The sequence below is a fragment of the Temperatibacter marinus genome (assembly GCF_031598375.1).
Lineage (GTDB): Bacteria > Pseudomonadota > Alphaproteobacteria > Sphingomonadales > Kordiimonadaceae > Temperatibacter > Temperatibacter marinus.
Map to the genome: position 1 here is coordinate 976,060 of NZ_CP123872.1, position 13,352 is coordinate 989,411.

13 protein-coding genes are annotated in these 13,352 nt (G+C 44.1%); 7 read left to right on the top strand and 6 right to left on the bottom strand.

Annotation, left to right across the window (positions count from 1 at the left end):
• Positions 1-28: 28 nt before the first annotated feature.
• Both QGN29_RS04385 and arsC read right to left on the bottom strand, forming a co-directional pair.
• Positions 29-1,831 (bottom strand): methyl-accepting chemotaxis protein, encoded by a 1,803-nt coding sequence (locus QGN29_RS04385; RefSeq protein WP_310799463.1) that lies wholly within the window; start codon positions 1,829-1,831, stop codon positions 29-31.
• 182 nt (positions 1,832-2,013) lie between these two features.
• A complete protein-coding gene (gene arsC / locus QGN29_RS04390) occupies positions 2,014-2,355 on the bottom strand; it encodes an arsenate reductase (glutaredoxin) (RefSeq protein ID WP_310799464.1) in 342 nt (113 codons plus the stop codon).
• 198 nt (positions 2,356-2,553) lie between these two features.
• On the opposite strand from arsC, the gene QGN29_RS04395 reads away from it, so the two are divergent.
• Genes QGN29_RS04395 through QGN29_RS04410 form a run of 4 tightly spaced genes read left to right on the top strand, consistent with a single transcriptional unit; the run spans position 2,554 to position 6,509 of the window.
• Positions 2,554-3,762: a PLP-dependent transferase gene (locus QGN29_RS04395; protein WP_310799465.1), complete on the top strand. Its 1,209-nt coding sequence runs from the start codon at positions 2,554-2,556 to the stop codon at positions 3,760-3,762.
• A gap of 2 nt (positions 3,763-3,764) precedes the next feature.
• Positions 3,765-4,223: a Co2+/Mg2+ efflux facilitator ApaG/CorD gene (gene apaG / locus QGN29_RS04400; RefSeq protein WP_310799466.1), complete on the top strand. Its 459-nt coding sequence runs from the start codon at positions 3,765-3,767 to the stop codon at positions 4,221-4,223.
• Positions 4,224-4,280: 57 nt separating this feature from the next.
• Positions 4,281-5,729 carry a TrkH family potassium uptake protein gene (locus QGN29_RS04405; protein ID WP_310799467.1) on the top strand — a complete coding sequence of 483 codons (1,449 nt, stop codon included), beginning with the start codon at positions 4,281-4,283 and terminating at the stop codon, positions 5,727-5,729.
• Positions 5,730-5,750: 21 nt separating this feature from the next.
• On the top strand, positions 5,751-6,509 hold the full coding sequence (locus tag QGN29_RS04410) for a tetratricopeptide repeat protein (RefSeq protein ID WP_310799468.1): 759 nt from the start codon (positions 5,751-5,753) through the stop codon (positions 6,507-6,509).
• Here the strand turns inward: QGN29_RS04410 and QGN29_RS04415 are convergent.
• The 3 genes from QGN29_RS04415 to QGN29_RS04425 form a co-directional block, all read right to left on the bottom strand.
• On the bottom strand, positions 6,506-6,922 hold the full coding sequence (locus tag QGN29_RS04415) for a tellurite resistance TerB family protein (protein WP_310799469.1): 417 nt from the start codon (positions 6,920-6,922) through the stop codon (positions 6,506-6,508). The two genes, QGN29_RS04410 and QGN29_RS04415, sit on opposite strands and share 4 nt — an antisense overlap.
• Positions 6,923-7,016: 94 nt before the next feature.
• Entirely contained in the window at positions 7,017-9,788 is a 2,772-nt protein-coding gene (locus tag QGN29_RS04420; protein WP_310799470.1) for an ATP-dependent DNA helicase, read from the bottom strand.
• A gap of 82 nt (positions 9,789-9,870) precedes the next feature.
• Entirely contained in the window at positions 9,871-10,350 is a 480-nt protein-coding gene (locus QGN29_RS04425; RefSeq protein WP_310799471.1) for a GNAT family N-acetyltransferase, read from the bottom strand.
• A 98-nt stretch (positions 10,351-10,448) separates the two neighbouring features.
• On the opposite strand from QGN29_RS04425, the gene QGN29_RS04430 reads away from it, so the two are divergent.
• The 3 genes from QGN29_RS04430 to QGN29_RS04440 all read left to right on the top strand — a co-directional run bounded on the left by QGN29_RS04430 (position 10,449) and on the right by QGN29_RS04440 (position 12,652).
• Complete coding sequence (locus QGN29_RS04430; protein ID WP_310799472.1) at positions 10,449-12,020, top strand: lysine--tRNA ligase; 1,572 nt, start codon at positions 10,449-10,451, stop codon at positions 12,018-12,020.
• Positions 12,017-12,319 carry a hypothetical protein gene (locus QGN29_RS04435; RefSeq protein WP_310799473.1) on the top strand — a complete coding sequence of 101 codons (303 nt, stop codon included), beginning with the start codon at positions 12,017-12,019 and terminating at the stop codon, positions 12,317-12,319. The genes QGN29_RS04430 and QGN29_RS04435 overlap by 4 nt, the downstream gene beginning before the upstream one ends.
• Before the next feature lie 156 nt (positions 12,320-12,475).
• Positions 12,476-12,652: a hypothetical protein gene (locus QGN29_RS04440; protein ID WP_310799474.1), complete on the top strand. Its 177-nt coding sequence runs from the start codon at positions 12,476-12,478 to the stop codon at positions 12,650-12,652.
• Between the two features lie 10 nt (positions 12,653-12,662).
• On the opposite strand, the gene QGN29_RS04445 is transcribed toward QGN29_RS04440, so the two are convergent.
• Entirely contained in the window at positions 12,663-13,283 is a 621-nt protein-coding gene (locus tag QGN29_RS04445) for a TetR/AcrR family transcriptional regulator (RefSeq protein WP_310799475.1), read from the bottom strand.
• Between the last annotated feature and the right edge of the window lie 69 nt (positions 13,284-13,352).

Consider the following 13,352-nt stretch of genomic DNA (forward strand, 5'->3'; position numbering starts at 1 on the left):
TTGTTTCTGAGTAACAGAAAGGTCGCTTTTATCCTGAACGAATTTCAGAAAGAAAGGCCTCAACTTCTGTCTGAAGGGTTTCAGCTTGACGCTTCAACTCGATAGAAGATTGATTCACTTCTCCAGCGGCGGCACCCGTTTCATTCGCGATGGCCGATACTGCAGAAACATTCTGACCAACTGATTGAGTCCCTTCAGCTGCTTGACTAGAGTTTCGGCTAATCTCTTGGGTAGAGGCTGCTTGCTCCTCAACAGCCGATGCAATTGCAACAGAAATTTCATTTAAACGTGAGATTGTTGATGAAATATCTTCAACTGAATTAACCGCACTGCCTGTCACTGTTTGTAATTCTGTAACTTGCTCTGCAATTTCAGATGTCGCACTTGCTGTTTGATTGGCAAGAGCTTTCACTTCACTGGCGACGACTGCAAACCCTTTTCCAGCCTCACCCGCACGCGCTGCCTCAATGGTGGCATTGAGGGCTAAAAGATTTGTTTGCTCAGCAATATCATTAATCAAAGATACAACTTGATCAATTTTGCTGGTGGCATCATTCAAATTACCTACCTGATTGGCTGCAGTCTCAGAAACAGACAAAGCTTCCGTCGAAATTTTAGCCGCTTCATTCACCTGATGGCTAATTTCTGCCACAGAGGCTGACATTTCTTCAGAGGCGCTGGCCACCATTGTGACATTCTGACCTGCTTGTGAGGCAGCTTCAGCAGCTTTCTGTGCTTCATTATTGGTGCGATCCGCAGATTGTGTCATCACATTTGACGTTTCTGTTAATGACATGACCGAGTCGTTTACAGATCTTAAGACACCGCCAACACGGCTATCAAACTGTTCAGCCAGAGCCATTTGTGACTGTTTTTTCTCTGCTTCTGCTTCCTCTGCCACAACACGCTGTGCTTCGATCGCTGCCTTTTCTTGCTCTTCGCGCTCTCGAGCCCGCTGCTCTTTCATTTCAAACTCTTGCTGACGCTGCTTTTCAGCTTCTTCAGACAGACGCTTATTCTCAATAGCTGACTCACGGAAGATTTCAACGGCTTCAGCCATATCACCAATTTCATCCGCACGGCCAATGCCAGGAACAGTCAAGGTATATTCACCGCCAGCTAATCGCTTCATGCTCTCAGTAATCGAGATGATTGGATTAGCCACAAGACGACCAATATACATGGCCAGTCCTATCCCAAGAAGAAGACCAAGAAGAGTAAAGGTGTAAATATAAGTGTAAGTTGATGAAGCAGTCTCTTCATTTTTCACAAGACGCTCTTCCATCAGTCTTTGCTCAATCGAAGCAAAATTAGCCATCAGTCCGCGAAATTTGTCAAAATATTGTTTCCCGCGCGCTTCACCAATAAGAGAAGCAACCTCCTCCATAGTTCTGCTTGAACCCACGTCGCGTCTAAACTGAATGGCTGGCTCAGTCACATTAGACTGCCATTCTTTTAACACGTCTCTCACTTCATCTAGGCGCGCCATTTGGGGCGGGTTATCGCTCACAGTATTCTTTAATTCTGCTATTAACTTATAAACTTTTTTCTCTCCCCCTTCATAGGGCTCAAGAAATTCATCTTTTCCAGCGAGCATAAAACCTCGCATCCCGGTTTCCATATCAACAGCAGAAGCAACAATGGCAGTAGATTTTGCTAAAACATTTTGCGTGTGCTGCACCCATTTACTTGTTTCTAAAAGGTTCGCGATATTGCTGATAACAATAGCGGCTAGAAGAACAAGTAAAAGGAGAGGGGCACTTACCCCCGTGAGGATTTTTGATCGCGTTTTAAGGTTAGTAAAACTGAAAGATTTCTTCATCTCTGACATGACAAATTTTCCTATAATTCCCTAGATCCAAGTGAATGAATTCCTTGGCGATATTTTCGACCCCATATATGGGTATTAGACTAAAGTTAAAATAATGTTAAAGATGAAAGGCTTTCTTCAAAGTAGGCATTGCAAAATAGTAAGTATTATCAATAAATTACCGATAAACTGGAAAAATACACCTATAAAATTTCAAGAATACTTTCCGGCGGGCGCCCAACGGCTGCTTTCCCATTTGCAAAGACGATTGGACGCTCAATAAGCTTCGGCGTTTCAGTCATTGCCGTAATCAAAGCATCCCCTTCCTTTTCTGCAAGTCCCTGCTCTTTATAGGCAGTTTCTTTCACGCGCATCAATGACCGTGGCTCGCAACCCAACTGATCCAATACGCCCTTAACTTCGTCGACTGAAGGCACGTCTTCAAGATAAAGCCGAATAGTCGGTGAAATCCCTTTTTCCTCTAAAAGGGTTAAAGTTTGACGCGATTTACTACAACGTGGATTGTGCCAAAGAGTAACAGACATAGAAAAGCCTCCAGAATTAAAGTGTTTGCGAGCTTCTACAGATGAGAAGGAAACTTTGGGCTCGCTCATAGCAAGCCAACCCAATTTTCGTCACCTTAGCAATCTACTTTTTAATTTCAACCTCAAACACAGCCTTTGCTTGACTTTTTGCGGCGAAGAGGCAAGTTAGCCTTGCGTTTAGATTTAGGGAGTTTTCCGATGAAACATAAGACAGGTACTGACAAATCAATCACATCAAAATGGTCCCGTAAGACACAGCTCGTGCGCGGTGGATCCTTTAGAAGCGATATGGGCGAAATGTCAGAAGCTCTGTTCCTGACATCTGCCTTTGCTGTTGAAGAAGCGGAAGAGGCAGAAGGGCGCTTTGACGGCTCTCGAGAAGGCTTTGTTTATAGTCGTCAAGAAAACCCCACCGTGAAGATGTTTGAAAATCGAATGGCACTTCTTGAGGGAGCTGATGTTGGGCGGGCAACTGCCACAGGCATGGCGGCGATGCACGCCGCGATATTCTGTCAGGTTAAATCCGGGGATCATGTCTTAGCCTCCAAAGCTCTTTTTGGATCTAATCGTTGGTTCATGGATGAATTACTACCTCGATTCGGCGTAGAAACCACTGTGGTTGATGGGCCAAATCTTGATGAATGGAAAGCCGGTATTCAGGATAATACCACTGTCTTTTTTGCAGAAAGTATGGCCAACCCTACCTTAGATATGGTTGATATCCAGGCCTTGGCAGATCTTGCTCATAATGTCGGGGCGCGCCTTGTGATTGATAATGTCTTTTCTACGCCTGTTTTGCTCAACCCCTTAGATTTTGGTGCTGATGTTGTAGCTTACTCCACCACCAAACATGTGGACGGTCAAGGGCGATGCATGGGGGGTATTGTGTTATGCAGTCAAGCCTTTGATGAAGAATTTTTATATCCCTTCTTTCGTCATACAGGGTCCGCAATATCACCTTTTAATGCATGGGTACATCTCAAAGCCTTAGAGACATTGGATATGAGAATTCATGCCATGTGCGATAATGCAGAAAAAGTCGCAGCGGCGCTCGCAGAACGGCTTGAAGATGTACGGTATCCTTCCTTACCCTCCTATGCTCAATATGACTTGGCAAAAAAACAAATGAAACGGGGCGGCAATATGGTTACGCTCTCAATTCCTGGGGGGAAAGATCAAGCTTTCAAATTTATGAATGCTTTAGAGATTTTTGATATTACCAATAACCTTGGAGATAGCCGCTCTATTGCAACCCATAACTGGACAACCACACATAAGGCTCTCCCAGAAGAAACGAGAAGAGAATTGGGTGTAAATACAGGAATGATCAGGATGTCAATTGGTCTAGAAGACGGAGATGATCTCGTCAAAGATCTGATGCATGCCCTGGATCAAGCAGGAATATAAGAATGAGTGACGGCTCTAACCAAGTGGGTCAAGAAAAGCTATTTGAAGGCCTCATGACATATGAGGCCACCACGCACGCAATTCGCGTGAGTGTTCAAAGTTTTTACATGAATCATGAAAGCGATGTTGATCGGGGATATTACTTTTGGGGATACCGTGTTGAAATTGCTAATATCGGTTCAGAAACAGCTCAGCTCCTGAATCGTCATTGGATCATCATAGATGCCAAAGGCAAAAAAGAAGAAGTTGTAGGCGCTGGCGTGATTGGTGAGCAGCCAATTCTAGCACCGGGCGAACGCTTTACTTATACCAGCGGCTGTCCTCTATCAACACCATCAGGCTTCATGAAAGGCTCCTATGAATTCATCTGGCAAAGCGGGCCCTATGAGAATTCCATATTCCAGGTTGAAATTCCTGCGTTTTCGTTAGATAGTCCCTATGTTGTAAATGCTGTAAATTAAAAAGTCATACGCTTAATTGTTTGGGGAGACTTAATTGTTTGGGGAGACAGGGACGCCGTGATTGACCTACGCCCTATTTTATATGCTATTGGAATCCTGGTCATTTTCTTGGGGTTTGGTATGCTTATTCCTGCCTTGGTTGACGTCTTTATGGGCAATCCAGATTGGCTAACTTTTGTATCCTCAGCTTTTGTCACTTTATTCGTTGGTGCTGCCTTCTATCTTGCCAATAAAGGGACTGAACAAGCTCTTAACCTTAAACAGGCTTTTTTAATGACCACGGCGCTTTGGGTGGTATTGCCTTTTTTCGCGGCTTTTCCTCTTGCCTTCTCTGAATTAAACTTGAGCTTTACTGATGCCTATTTTGAAGCCATGAGCGGGCTGACGACAACCGGGTCTACTGTCCTGACAGGTTTGGACTCGATGCCACCAGGAATTTTGTTGTGGCGGGCGATACTTCAGTGGTTTGGGGGCATTGGAATTGTTGTAATGGCAGTCGCAATTTTGCCTATGCTACAGGTGGGTGGTATGCAACTTTTCCACATGGAAAGCAGTGACACCAGCGATAAAATACTTCCGCGTGCCCGACAAATCACAAGTGCAATTGGCGGGTTATACATTACCTTTACAGCTATCTGTGCATTGATGCTTATCATCGCAGGACTCACGCCGTTCGATGCCATCGCTCATGCGATGACCACTATTGCAACAGGAGGATTCTCAACCAGTGATGGATCCGTAGGGCATTTTGACAGTGCTTTTGTGGATTTTATTATCATCCTCTTTATGATCGTAGGCTCTTTGCCCTTTGTGCTTTATTTACAAGTCTTAAGAGGGAAACCTCTGGCTTTTTGGCGCGATGAACAAGCCCGGACATTCCTGTATATTGTGGCCATCCTCGTTGGAATCGTCACTCTCTGGCTCATATATTTTAAAGGATATGGCCCTTTTGAAGCCTTGCGATATGGAAGTTTTAACATCATCTCAATCATGACAGGCACTGGTTATGCTACAATGGATTATGGGGCTTGGGGCACTTTCTCGGTCACCATGTTCTTTTGTATTATGTTTATTGGCGGATGTGCGGGCAGCACCAGCTGCGGCATTAAAATCTTTAGATTCCAAGTTTTATTTAAAAATATGAAGAACTGGATCGGGAAAAGTATGCACCCAAACGGAATTTTCATTCCGCGCTACAACGGGGCTAAAATTTCTCCCGATGTCACAAGCTCTGTAATGAGCTTTTTAGCCTTCTTTTTAATCTGCTATATGATTCTGGCCGTATTAGTAGCATTAACAGGCGTTGATTGGGTAACGGCTTTTTCTGGTGCAGGAACCGCCATTGCCAATGTTGGCCCTGGACTAGGAGATACAATTGGCCCTGCGGGCACATTCCAAACGCTGCCTGATAGTGCTAAATGGATTTTATGTGCAGGCATGCTTTTAGGACGTTTAGAACTGTTTACTGTCTTAGTGCTTTTTTCAAAAACTTTCTGGAAGAGCTAAGAAAACCTATAAAGGATTATAATGCGCACTTTTATCTTGATGAGTATTTTCATTCTATTCACAGCCCCACTCTATGGAGCTGATGTAGCTCTCAAGGCATATATTCAAGGTGACCTAACCCGAGCTATTGAACTGGCAAAACAGTCTCAAGACATGGAAGAACAATTCCTAGAATGTAAAATCACTATGGTGCAATCAGGCTTGTACGGCGCTTACAAAGACTATAAATCCGAAATTGATCGGATCACGTCCATTTGTGAAAGCTTTCATGAAAAATATCCACAGCATTTTAACGGCCGCTTAAGCGTTGCCATGTCTTATGCTTTAAAAAGTAAGATTTATTCAAGCGCTTCTCTTGCTAAAAAGTCCAAAAAAATGTTTGAAGAAATTGTAGATAAATACCCCAACAACCCTGAAGCATTAGGGGCCTTAGCCACATGGCATTCTGAAATTGATCGAGCAGGATTTTTTGTCCGCATGGCTCTTGGTGGCAGTAAAAAGAAGGCTGATAAACTTTTTGCCAAAGCCGTGACTTTGGGCGATTTTTCTCTACCTCTTCAAATCAAATATCTTAATTATCTTGCTTACGGAAAAAAAAGAGAAGCAGCCGAAGTGCTGGCAAAGAAAATAGCTGCGAAAGCCCCTGTAGAGCCCTATGAGATTTTCATGCAAAGTCAAGCATCAAAAATTATCACAGCGATGCGCACTGGTAAAAAGAAGAAATTGATGAAAGCAATGGCCGCAGCCACTGCCTTTGCAAAAACTGAAAAAGACGGTTAACTCAAAATCACTTTTTGACGTGCCGCAATCCCACGTTCAATCGCCGCTGCAGTTAATCGGTCAATGTTAAAATAGTGCCTTATCATTTCCAATAAACGTAATTCTTCTTGGCTCAGCATACCATCAGACGCGGCAACTTCGCATGCAATAGAATACATCAGATCATAATGAGTCTCTGGCACAGCTTCTTCAATCAAACCAAAGACAGCGTCTAACCCTTCATCAGATTGAAGCAATTCTATGCAGCTCTGCGTATCTGTTCTCAACCGTTCCACATGATAGTCCATAAAGGCTGGAAGATAGCCAACCATACCTGTCATACGGGTTAGCTCACTATCTGTCATAGTTTCGTCGGATGCAGAAACAACAACCATTGTATAAACCAAAGCGGTTTCTGGACTGATGGTAGACATGTATTTTCTCCTCGCTGTCTTATCTTGTTACGATAAAAGGTAAGCGCTGAATTGTCGAGTTCAATATCCGGATAATAAAAAAGACGAAGAGCCTTTAAAGGTCTCTGAAAAAATCTCTTGTTTGCTGAATTGCCTCCCGAATACCAATCCGCTCTATCTCAACACCTTCAGGCATCGCTGAGAGCAGTCGTGTGGGCGTTGCGCCGTCTAGCATAACAAAAACACCTCGATCTGTGGCTCGGCGTACCAAACGACCATAGGCCTGTGCAAGTTTAAGTCTTGTGAGCATTTCATCATATCCACGCCCTCCAAAAGCAGTGCGTCTCGCACGGTGCAAAAGAGTCGGTCGCGGCCATGGTACCCTGTCATAGATGAGAAGCCTAAGTGATGACCCTGGAACATCCACACCGTCTCTCACTGCATCAGTCCCAAGCAAACAAGCATCTTTGTCTTCGCGGAATATATCTACTAGCGTTGATACATCAATCGGATCAACATGTTGGGCATAGAGCGGAATGTGATAACTTTCAAGATCCGCAGCCATAGCATGATACGTAGCCTTCAATCTAGAAATAGCCGTGAAGAGACCTAACGCCCCTCCGCCTGCAGCGAGCATCAGGGCTTTGTAGGCCCCAGCCACTTGTTTCACATCATTTTTATTCACATCACCCACGATTAGAATCCGTGTGTTTTTTGCATAATCAAAAGGACTTTCCAGGGAAAGCCTTTTTGCAGGAACTGCCATATGCGTTGCGCCAACACGCATATCAGCTGCACCCCATCGCTTGCTTGCTTCCTCTTCCCCTTCCAAAGATTTATCCCGCAATGTCGCGCTTGTAACAAGGACCCCGTGGGTTTCTTCTAGAACTTCTTGAGCAAGGGGTTTAGTGGGATCGATGAAATGGCGATGCATTCCAATGTCTCTTTCTCGTCCTTCAATGCGATCCAACTCAAACCAATCTGTAAATCCTTCAGGAATCTCCCCGCCAATATCACTGGCCATAACTTGCCACGTAAAAACCTGATCCGCCCTCAAGGACAAAGATCGTGCAGTGGATTCTAATTTGCCTCTTTCGCCCGCATCAAATTCATCAGCCTCTTCCGCAAGTTTGTTCAACATATGCTTCGCCAGCGCTTTCATGGGTTTGGTTAACTGCGAAAGCTCTTGAGCCAATATGGTGGCTGCTTCTGTTAAACCTTCAATTGGATTGAGAGGCGAAACTTCTATTGAATGAGGGCCTGTGTCCTGTTCACTCCGGGTAAGAATATGCGTCCGCAACACTTGAAGAAAGAGTTCAAAGGCGCCGTAAGGATCCTGACTTTGGAGCCTATTCTGCCACCCTTCCGCCGGGAGAATACGGGCAGCGTGGGTAATATGGCTTATAAGATCTGTGGCTTCTTCATCGCCGACAATCAATTCAGCAAGGCGTTTTTCTAAACCGCGCGCTCGACTTCTGGATCCTTGTTCTTTGCCTCGAAGCCAGCGCCGTAGATCCGTCCCCTCCATACCTGATAAATGGGCTGAAAAGCTGCTATCCGCGGCGTCGAATAAATGATGGCCTTCATCAAAAACCAATCTCTTAGGTAAGTCTGGGTCCCCTTTTCGCATCACAGCCTGCGCCATCACAAGCGCATGATTGGCAATAACAAGATCCGCTTGACGGGCTTTTCTGACCGCTTTCTCAATGAAGCATTTACGATAATGCGTACAACCCGTAAACAGACATTCTCCTCGCCTATCTGTGAGACCCATGATACGGCCATGACCAAAATGAGCGCCGAGCCAGTTGGGAAAATCTCCCCCAATCATATCTCCGTCACGACTAAATCTTGCCCACCGAACAACAAGCCCCATGAGTATCCGATCACGGTCTGCTCCCTGTCTAACCTTAAGAGCTGCAATGGTCTCTTCTATATTTAAAATACAGGCGTAATTTTCACGTCCTTTTCGCACAACCGCTCTTTTGGCTTTAATTTTTGGATCAGGGTAGAGTTTTGATAATTCTTGATCCAGCTGACGCTGCAAATTTTTTGTATAAGTAGATAACCACACCGAGCCTTCATTTTTTTCTGCCCATAAACTGGCTGGGGCAATATAACCCAATGTTTTTCCAGTCCCAGTTCCTGCTTCTAACAATTGAAAATTAGGCCCGGAAGCCATTTCCCTTGGCCGAAACCCATGAATAGCGGCACTTGCATAGCGCTGCTGTCCTTCACGACTTTCACTGGCAGGCCCGAGTAGAGCTTTTAGTCGGCTTAAGGCTTCTTTGCTTTCAACCGGCTGATCATCAGCTGGCGGTGGTGGTGCATGATCTTCTATTTCCGTAAGGTCTTGCCAAAAAGCCAATCCATTTTGTCGATCATATGAGGACAAGGGAGAGAGGGCTTGGACAGCCAACTGACCCCATGCCCATCCTGAACGGGCCATATCGGATGCCACAGACAAGGCACCTCCTCGGTAAGCATATGTTTCGCTCGCAAGGTCCGTTATTAAATGCTGTGCAACCTCTTGTAAGGCGATGACTTCATCTTCTAGATTTTGCGGCATATCCGCCTGTGATTGCATCAAGGCCTGCATTAACCCTTTAAGGGTTGGCAAAGCAAATCGAGCGGGTCTTGTGAAGGCATAAAGTTCAAGGATGTCATAACTGCGAAAAGGACCAAGACCCAATCGACGCGCCACAAGAGGCATGTTAACAACAAGATGCTGATCTCTAGAAATCGCATCTGCTGCCCCTATCAAATCAAGAAATGTCAGCTCACCGTCAGCACTGAGCCGCACGGCGGCAGACACTCCAACCGCCATGGCAGGGAGGTCTTTCAAAGAAATGTGTGTCTTATTTTCTCGTTGAGAAGGATTTGTCATAAAAGCCACTTTACTGGGTCTTTACTGAAAGAAAAGAAAAAAGAACAAAAGGGGAATCGTCGCAGCGCTTTTCTCTCTCGCCCTATTTTTCCAAAGTCAGTGCTGTCACTTTATATCCTAGCGTTTGAAAAAATTTCACAGCATCCTTATTCATATAAGTCACTTCCAATTTTAATTTTTCATAGCTTAACTTTCGGACATGGGCTTCAACGTCATGGTGCAACTTAGTGGCGATATAGGACAATCGATGGGCTTTTTTCACATACACCGTCGTCAGTCGGGCATAACTTTTATAGGCTTCTCTAACTGTTAGATCTTCCCTATCTTCAAATAAAACCAAAACAAACCCAACCAATATTTCAGCAACTTCTGCCACATAGATCAAACCACCATCAGCCATAACACGGCCTTGCAAAGCCTTCATCTGTGCGACAGCAGCAGCGGGCATGATGTCGAGTTCATTCGTATATTTAAATTGATCTCTTACGAATTCTGTCATCATCTTTTCGATAGCAGATTGATCTTCTGGTATTGTTTCCCGAATTAATAGTGTATGTGTCATTAGATAACCCTTGATAATTCTTGACCAAAGTCACTGAAATCCCTATTAAAACGGCAATTTGTGACTGAATGTCATCCGTGAACATAAAGGATAAAAGAATGACTGAAAACCGTGATCTTGCTCTTGCGTCAAAAACTTGGTGTTTTAAAGAAGCTGAAGCTTTGTTGAAACGCATCAAGGGCAAGACACCTGAAAAGGGCTATGTGCTCTTTGAAACAGGATACGGTCCATCAGGGTTGCCGCATATTGGCACCTTTGGTGAAGTCTCCCGCACAACAATGGTGATGCGCGCTTTTCAAGAAATTTCAGACATCCCTACAAAGCTTATCTGTTTTTCTGATGATATGGACGGCTTCCGAAAAGTTCCGACCAATATTCCTGACCAAGAGAAAATGGCCGCCTATATCGGACAGCCTCTAACAAAAGTACCTGATCCCTTCGGCACACACGCTTCTTTTGGCGAGCATAACAATGCACGTCTCCAAACTTTTCTAGATCAGTTTAATTTTGAGTATGACTTTTATAGCGCAACAGAATGCTATCAGTCTGGCAGAATGGACGCTACGCTCCTGAAAATTTGCCAACGCTATGAAAAAGTCATCAATGTCATTCTTCCCACTCTGGGCGAAGAGCGTAGAAAAACTTATAGTCCTTTCTTGCCTCTCTGCCCTAAAACCGGCGTTGTTCTGCAAGTTCCTGTAGAGATCGTCGATGCTAGTGCAGGGATCATTGCCTTTGATGATAGCGAAGGGGAGCGTCAAGAAGTCTCTGTAACGGGTGGTAACGTAAAATGTCAATGGAAGGTTGATTGGGCCATGCGCTGGGATGCCTTGGATGTGGACTATGAAATGTCAGGTAAGGATCTAAGCGAATCTGTAAAACTTTCTTCTATTATTCGAAGAATTCTTGGAGGTACACCGCCTGCAGGGATCACGTATGAACTTTTCCTTGATGAAAAAGGTGAAAAAATTAGTAAATCTAAAGGGAATGGACTTTCTATTGAGGAATGGCTTGCTTATGCCAGCCCTGAAAGTTTGAGTCTTTATATGTATCAATCACCAAAAAAAGCAAAACGCCTTTACTTTGATGTGATCCCTAAGGCTGTGGACGAATATCTCACTTTTGTGCAGAACTTTCCGACTCAAGAGATAACGGATCAATATAAGAACCCTGCTTGGTATGTTCATAACGGAGCCGTCCCTGCAACGACAGTTCCTGTCAGCTTTGCCCTCTTGCTCAACCTTGTCTCCGCTGCTGGAGCAGAAGATAAAGAAACTCTGTGGGGTTTTGTCTCAAAATATGCAGCCGGGGCAAATGCTGCTCAATTCCCTTACCTTGATCAACTTATGGGCTATGCTTTAAAATACTATGAAGACTTCGTTTTGCCGACCAAAGAATTTAGGACAGCAACTGCGCAAGAAATCACGGCATTTTCAAGTTTGAAGAATAGACTACACGCCTTGAATCCAGGGGAACAAGACGCCGAAAAAATCATGACTGAAGTCTATTCTGCTGGGAAAGATGCGGAATTTGAAAATTTGAGAAATTGGTTTAAAGCCTGCTATGAGGTTCTGCTGGGTCAAAGTCAAGGGCCACGAATGGGGGGCTTTATCGCACTCTATGGTATTGAAGAAACCCTCACCCTCATTGATGAAAAGGTTTTTTCATGACCCGCACGCTCAAAGTTCTTGTTTTAAAAGAAAAGCAAACTGTTCTTGAAGGTACATTTGATGTTGAAGATCAAGATTATCAAGTGGTGGTTGAATTGCTAAAAGAGATTACCCTTACTCGGGAAGGAGCTGAGGATTTATTGATCGGCTACATGCATGCAGAGCAGGCAGGGGCAATTACAGAGGATGTTGGTAAAATGGCCCTTGTGGCAGCAACCTATATCTTAAGTCAGGGCGAAACAGAAATTTCAATTTTCTCAGACCTAAAACCAACTTCTGATCTGGGATATGCCGGTTAAAAAATGACTTCAACTGCCCTAAGAAATAAATATTAAAACGGGAAACAACTCCTTTTTTGTCCTTTTTGTCGCAAAATTCCCGCACTTTATCGCATTGTAATTTCCTTCTTCGCCTCTTGCCCTATCATAAAGAGACGACAAAGAAAGTTACCGGCCATGAATAATCAAAAAGATAATAAGCCGATAAACTGGGCGGGGGTCGCCACCTTAGTAGGTGCTGGAATAGGCAGTTTTATTGGGCTAGAGTACGATCATATCATTCTATACACCCTGATTGGGGCGCTTATAGGCTTGTTGGTTGGTACCTATGTGACTAAAAAGAGAAAGTCTTAGCTTTAACGCATCATTGAGGGGCATAGGGTCCAATATAGCGAAGAACCATTTCAATGGCTTCTTCCATAAAGAGGGATGCTTGAGTTTCATCTTTTTCTTCTATTGCTAAATCAATACAGAGCGATAAATTTGCAATCATCACATTTAAAATTACTGAGCGTTTATTCTCCGGAAATTCAAAGCCAAGGAGAATAATAAATTTCTCAAACATTTGCCCCATAGGGCCTTCAAGGTTGGCCGTTGCGTCTAAAAGAGGTCGGGTTGCATTATGCCAACGAGTTAACACTCTAAAACTTTTATGATCCCGGGCAACGCGCCAAAAATTCTGTAACATTTTTTTGATGAACTCATCCCAGGCTGTTTGTCCTAGCAACTCTTCAGCTTTCTTGATCTGGGCTTGCTCTATGGAGTTATAGGCTTCGATATAGAGATATTCGAACATCGTATCCCGATCATCAAAAAACTGATAAAAGGATCCCACAGGAATACCCGCTCGCTGAGCAATTTCACTGGTTGTCGCGGCTTCAAAACCCCCACTCAACGCGAGGTCTTCCGCTGCTTTTAGAATGCCCTTCAGGCGCTCTTTCGACCTTACCTGCTTAGGGATTTTTTTGAGTAATTCTTTATTCATATGTCAAAATTGGCTTTCCTATAACCTTTAATGAGGTTTTAATGCCACTGTGATAAAAAAGCAAACGAT

Excerpts from the sequence above, each read along its gene's own strand:
- QGN29_RS04425 (WP_310799471.1), bottom strand. The coding sequence starts at position 10,350 with ATGACACATACACTATTAATTCGGGAAACAATACCAGAAGATCAATCT.
- QGN29_RS04395 (WP_310799465.1), top strand. The coding sequence starts at position 2,554 with ATGAAACATAAGACAGGTACTGACAAATCAATCACATCAAAATGGTCC.
- QGN29_RS04420 (WP_310799470.1), bottom strand. The coding sequence starts at position 9,788 with ATGACAAATCCTTCTCAACGAGAAAATAAGACACACATTTCTTTGAAA.
- QGN29_RS04435 (WP_310799473.1), top strand. The coding sequence starts at position 12,017 with ATGACCCGCACGCTCAAAGTTCTTGTTTTAAAAGAAAAGCAAACTGTT.
- QGN29_RS04410 (WP_310799468.1), top strand. The coding sequence starts at position 5,751 with ATGCGCACTTTTATCTTGATGAGTATTTTCATTCTATTCACAGCCCCA.
- arsC (WP_310799464.1), bottom strand. The coding sequence starts at position 2,355 with ATGTCTGTTACTCTTTGGCACAATCCACGTTGTAGTAAATCGCGTCAA.
- QGN29_RS04415 (WP_310799469.1), bottom strand. The coding sequence starts at position 6,922 with ATGTCTACCATCAGTCCAGAAACCGCTTTGGTTTATACAATGGTTGTT.
- QGN29_RS04440 (WP_310799474.1), top strand. The coding sequence starts at position 12,476 with ATGAATAATCAAAAAGATAATAAGCCGATAAACTGGGCGGGGGTCGCC.
- QGN29_RS04430 (WP_310799472.1), top strand. The coding sequence starts at position 10,449 with ATGACTGAAAACCGTGATCTTGCTCTTGCGTCAAAAACTTGGTGTTTT.
- QGN29_RS04385 (WP_310799463.1), bottom strand. The coding sequence starts at position 1,831 with ATGTCAGAGATGAAGAAATCTTTCAGTTTTACTAACCTTAAAACGCGA.
- apaG (WP_310799466.1), top strand. The coding sequence starts at position 3,765 with ATGAGTGACGGCTCTAACCAAGTGGGTCAAGAAAAGCTATTTGAAGGC.
- QGN29_RS04445 (WP_310799475.1), bottom strand. The coding sequence starts at position 13,283 with ATGAATAAAGAATTACTCAAAAAAATCCCTAAGCAGGTAAGGTCGAAA.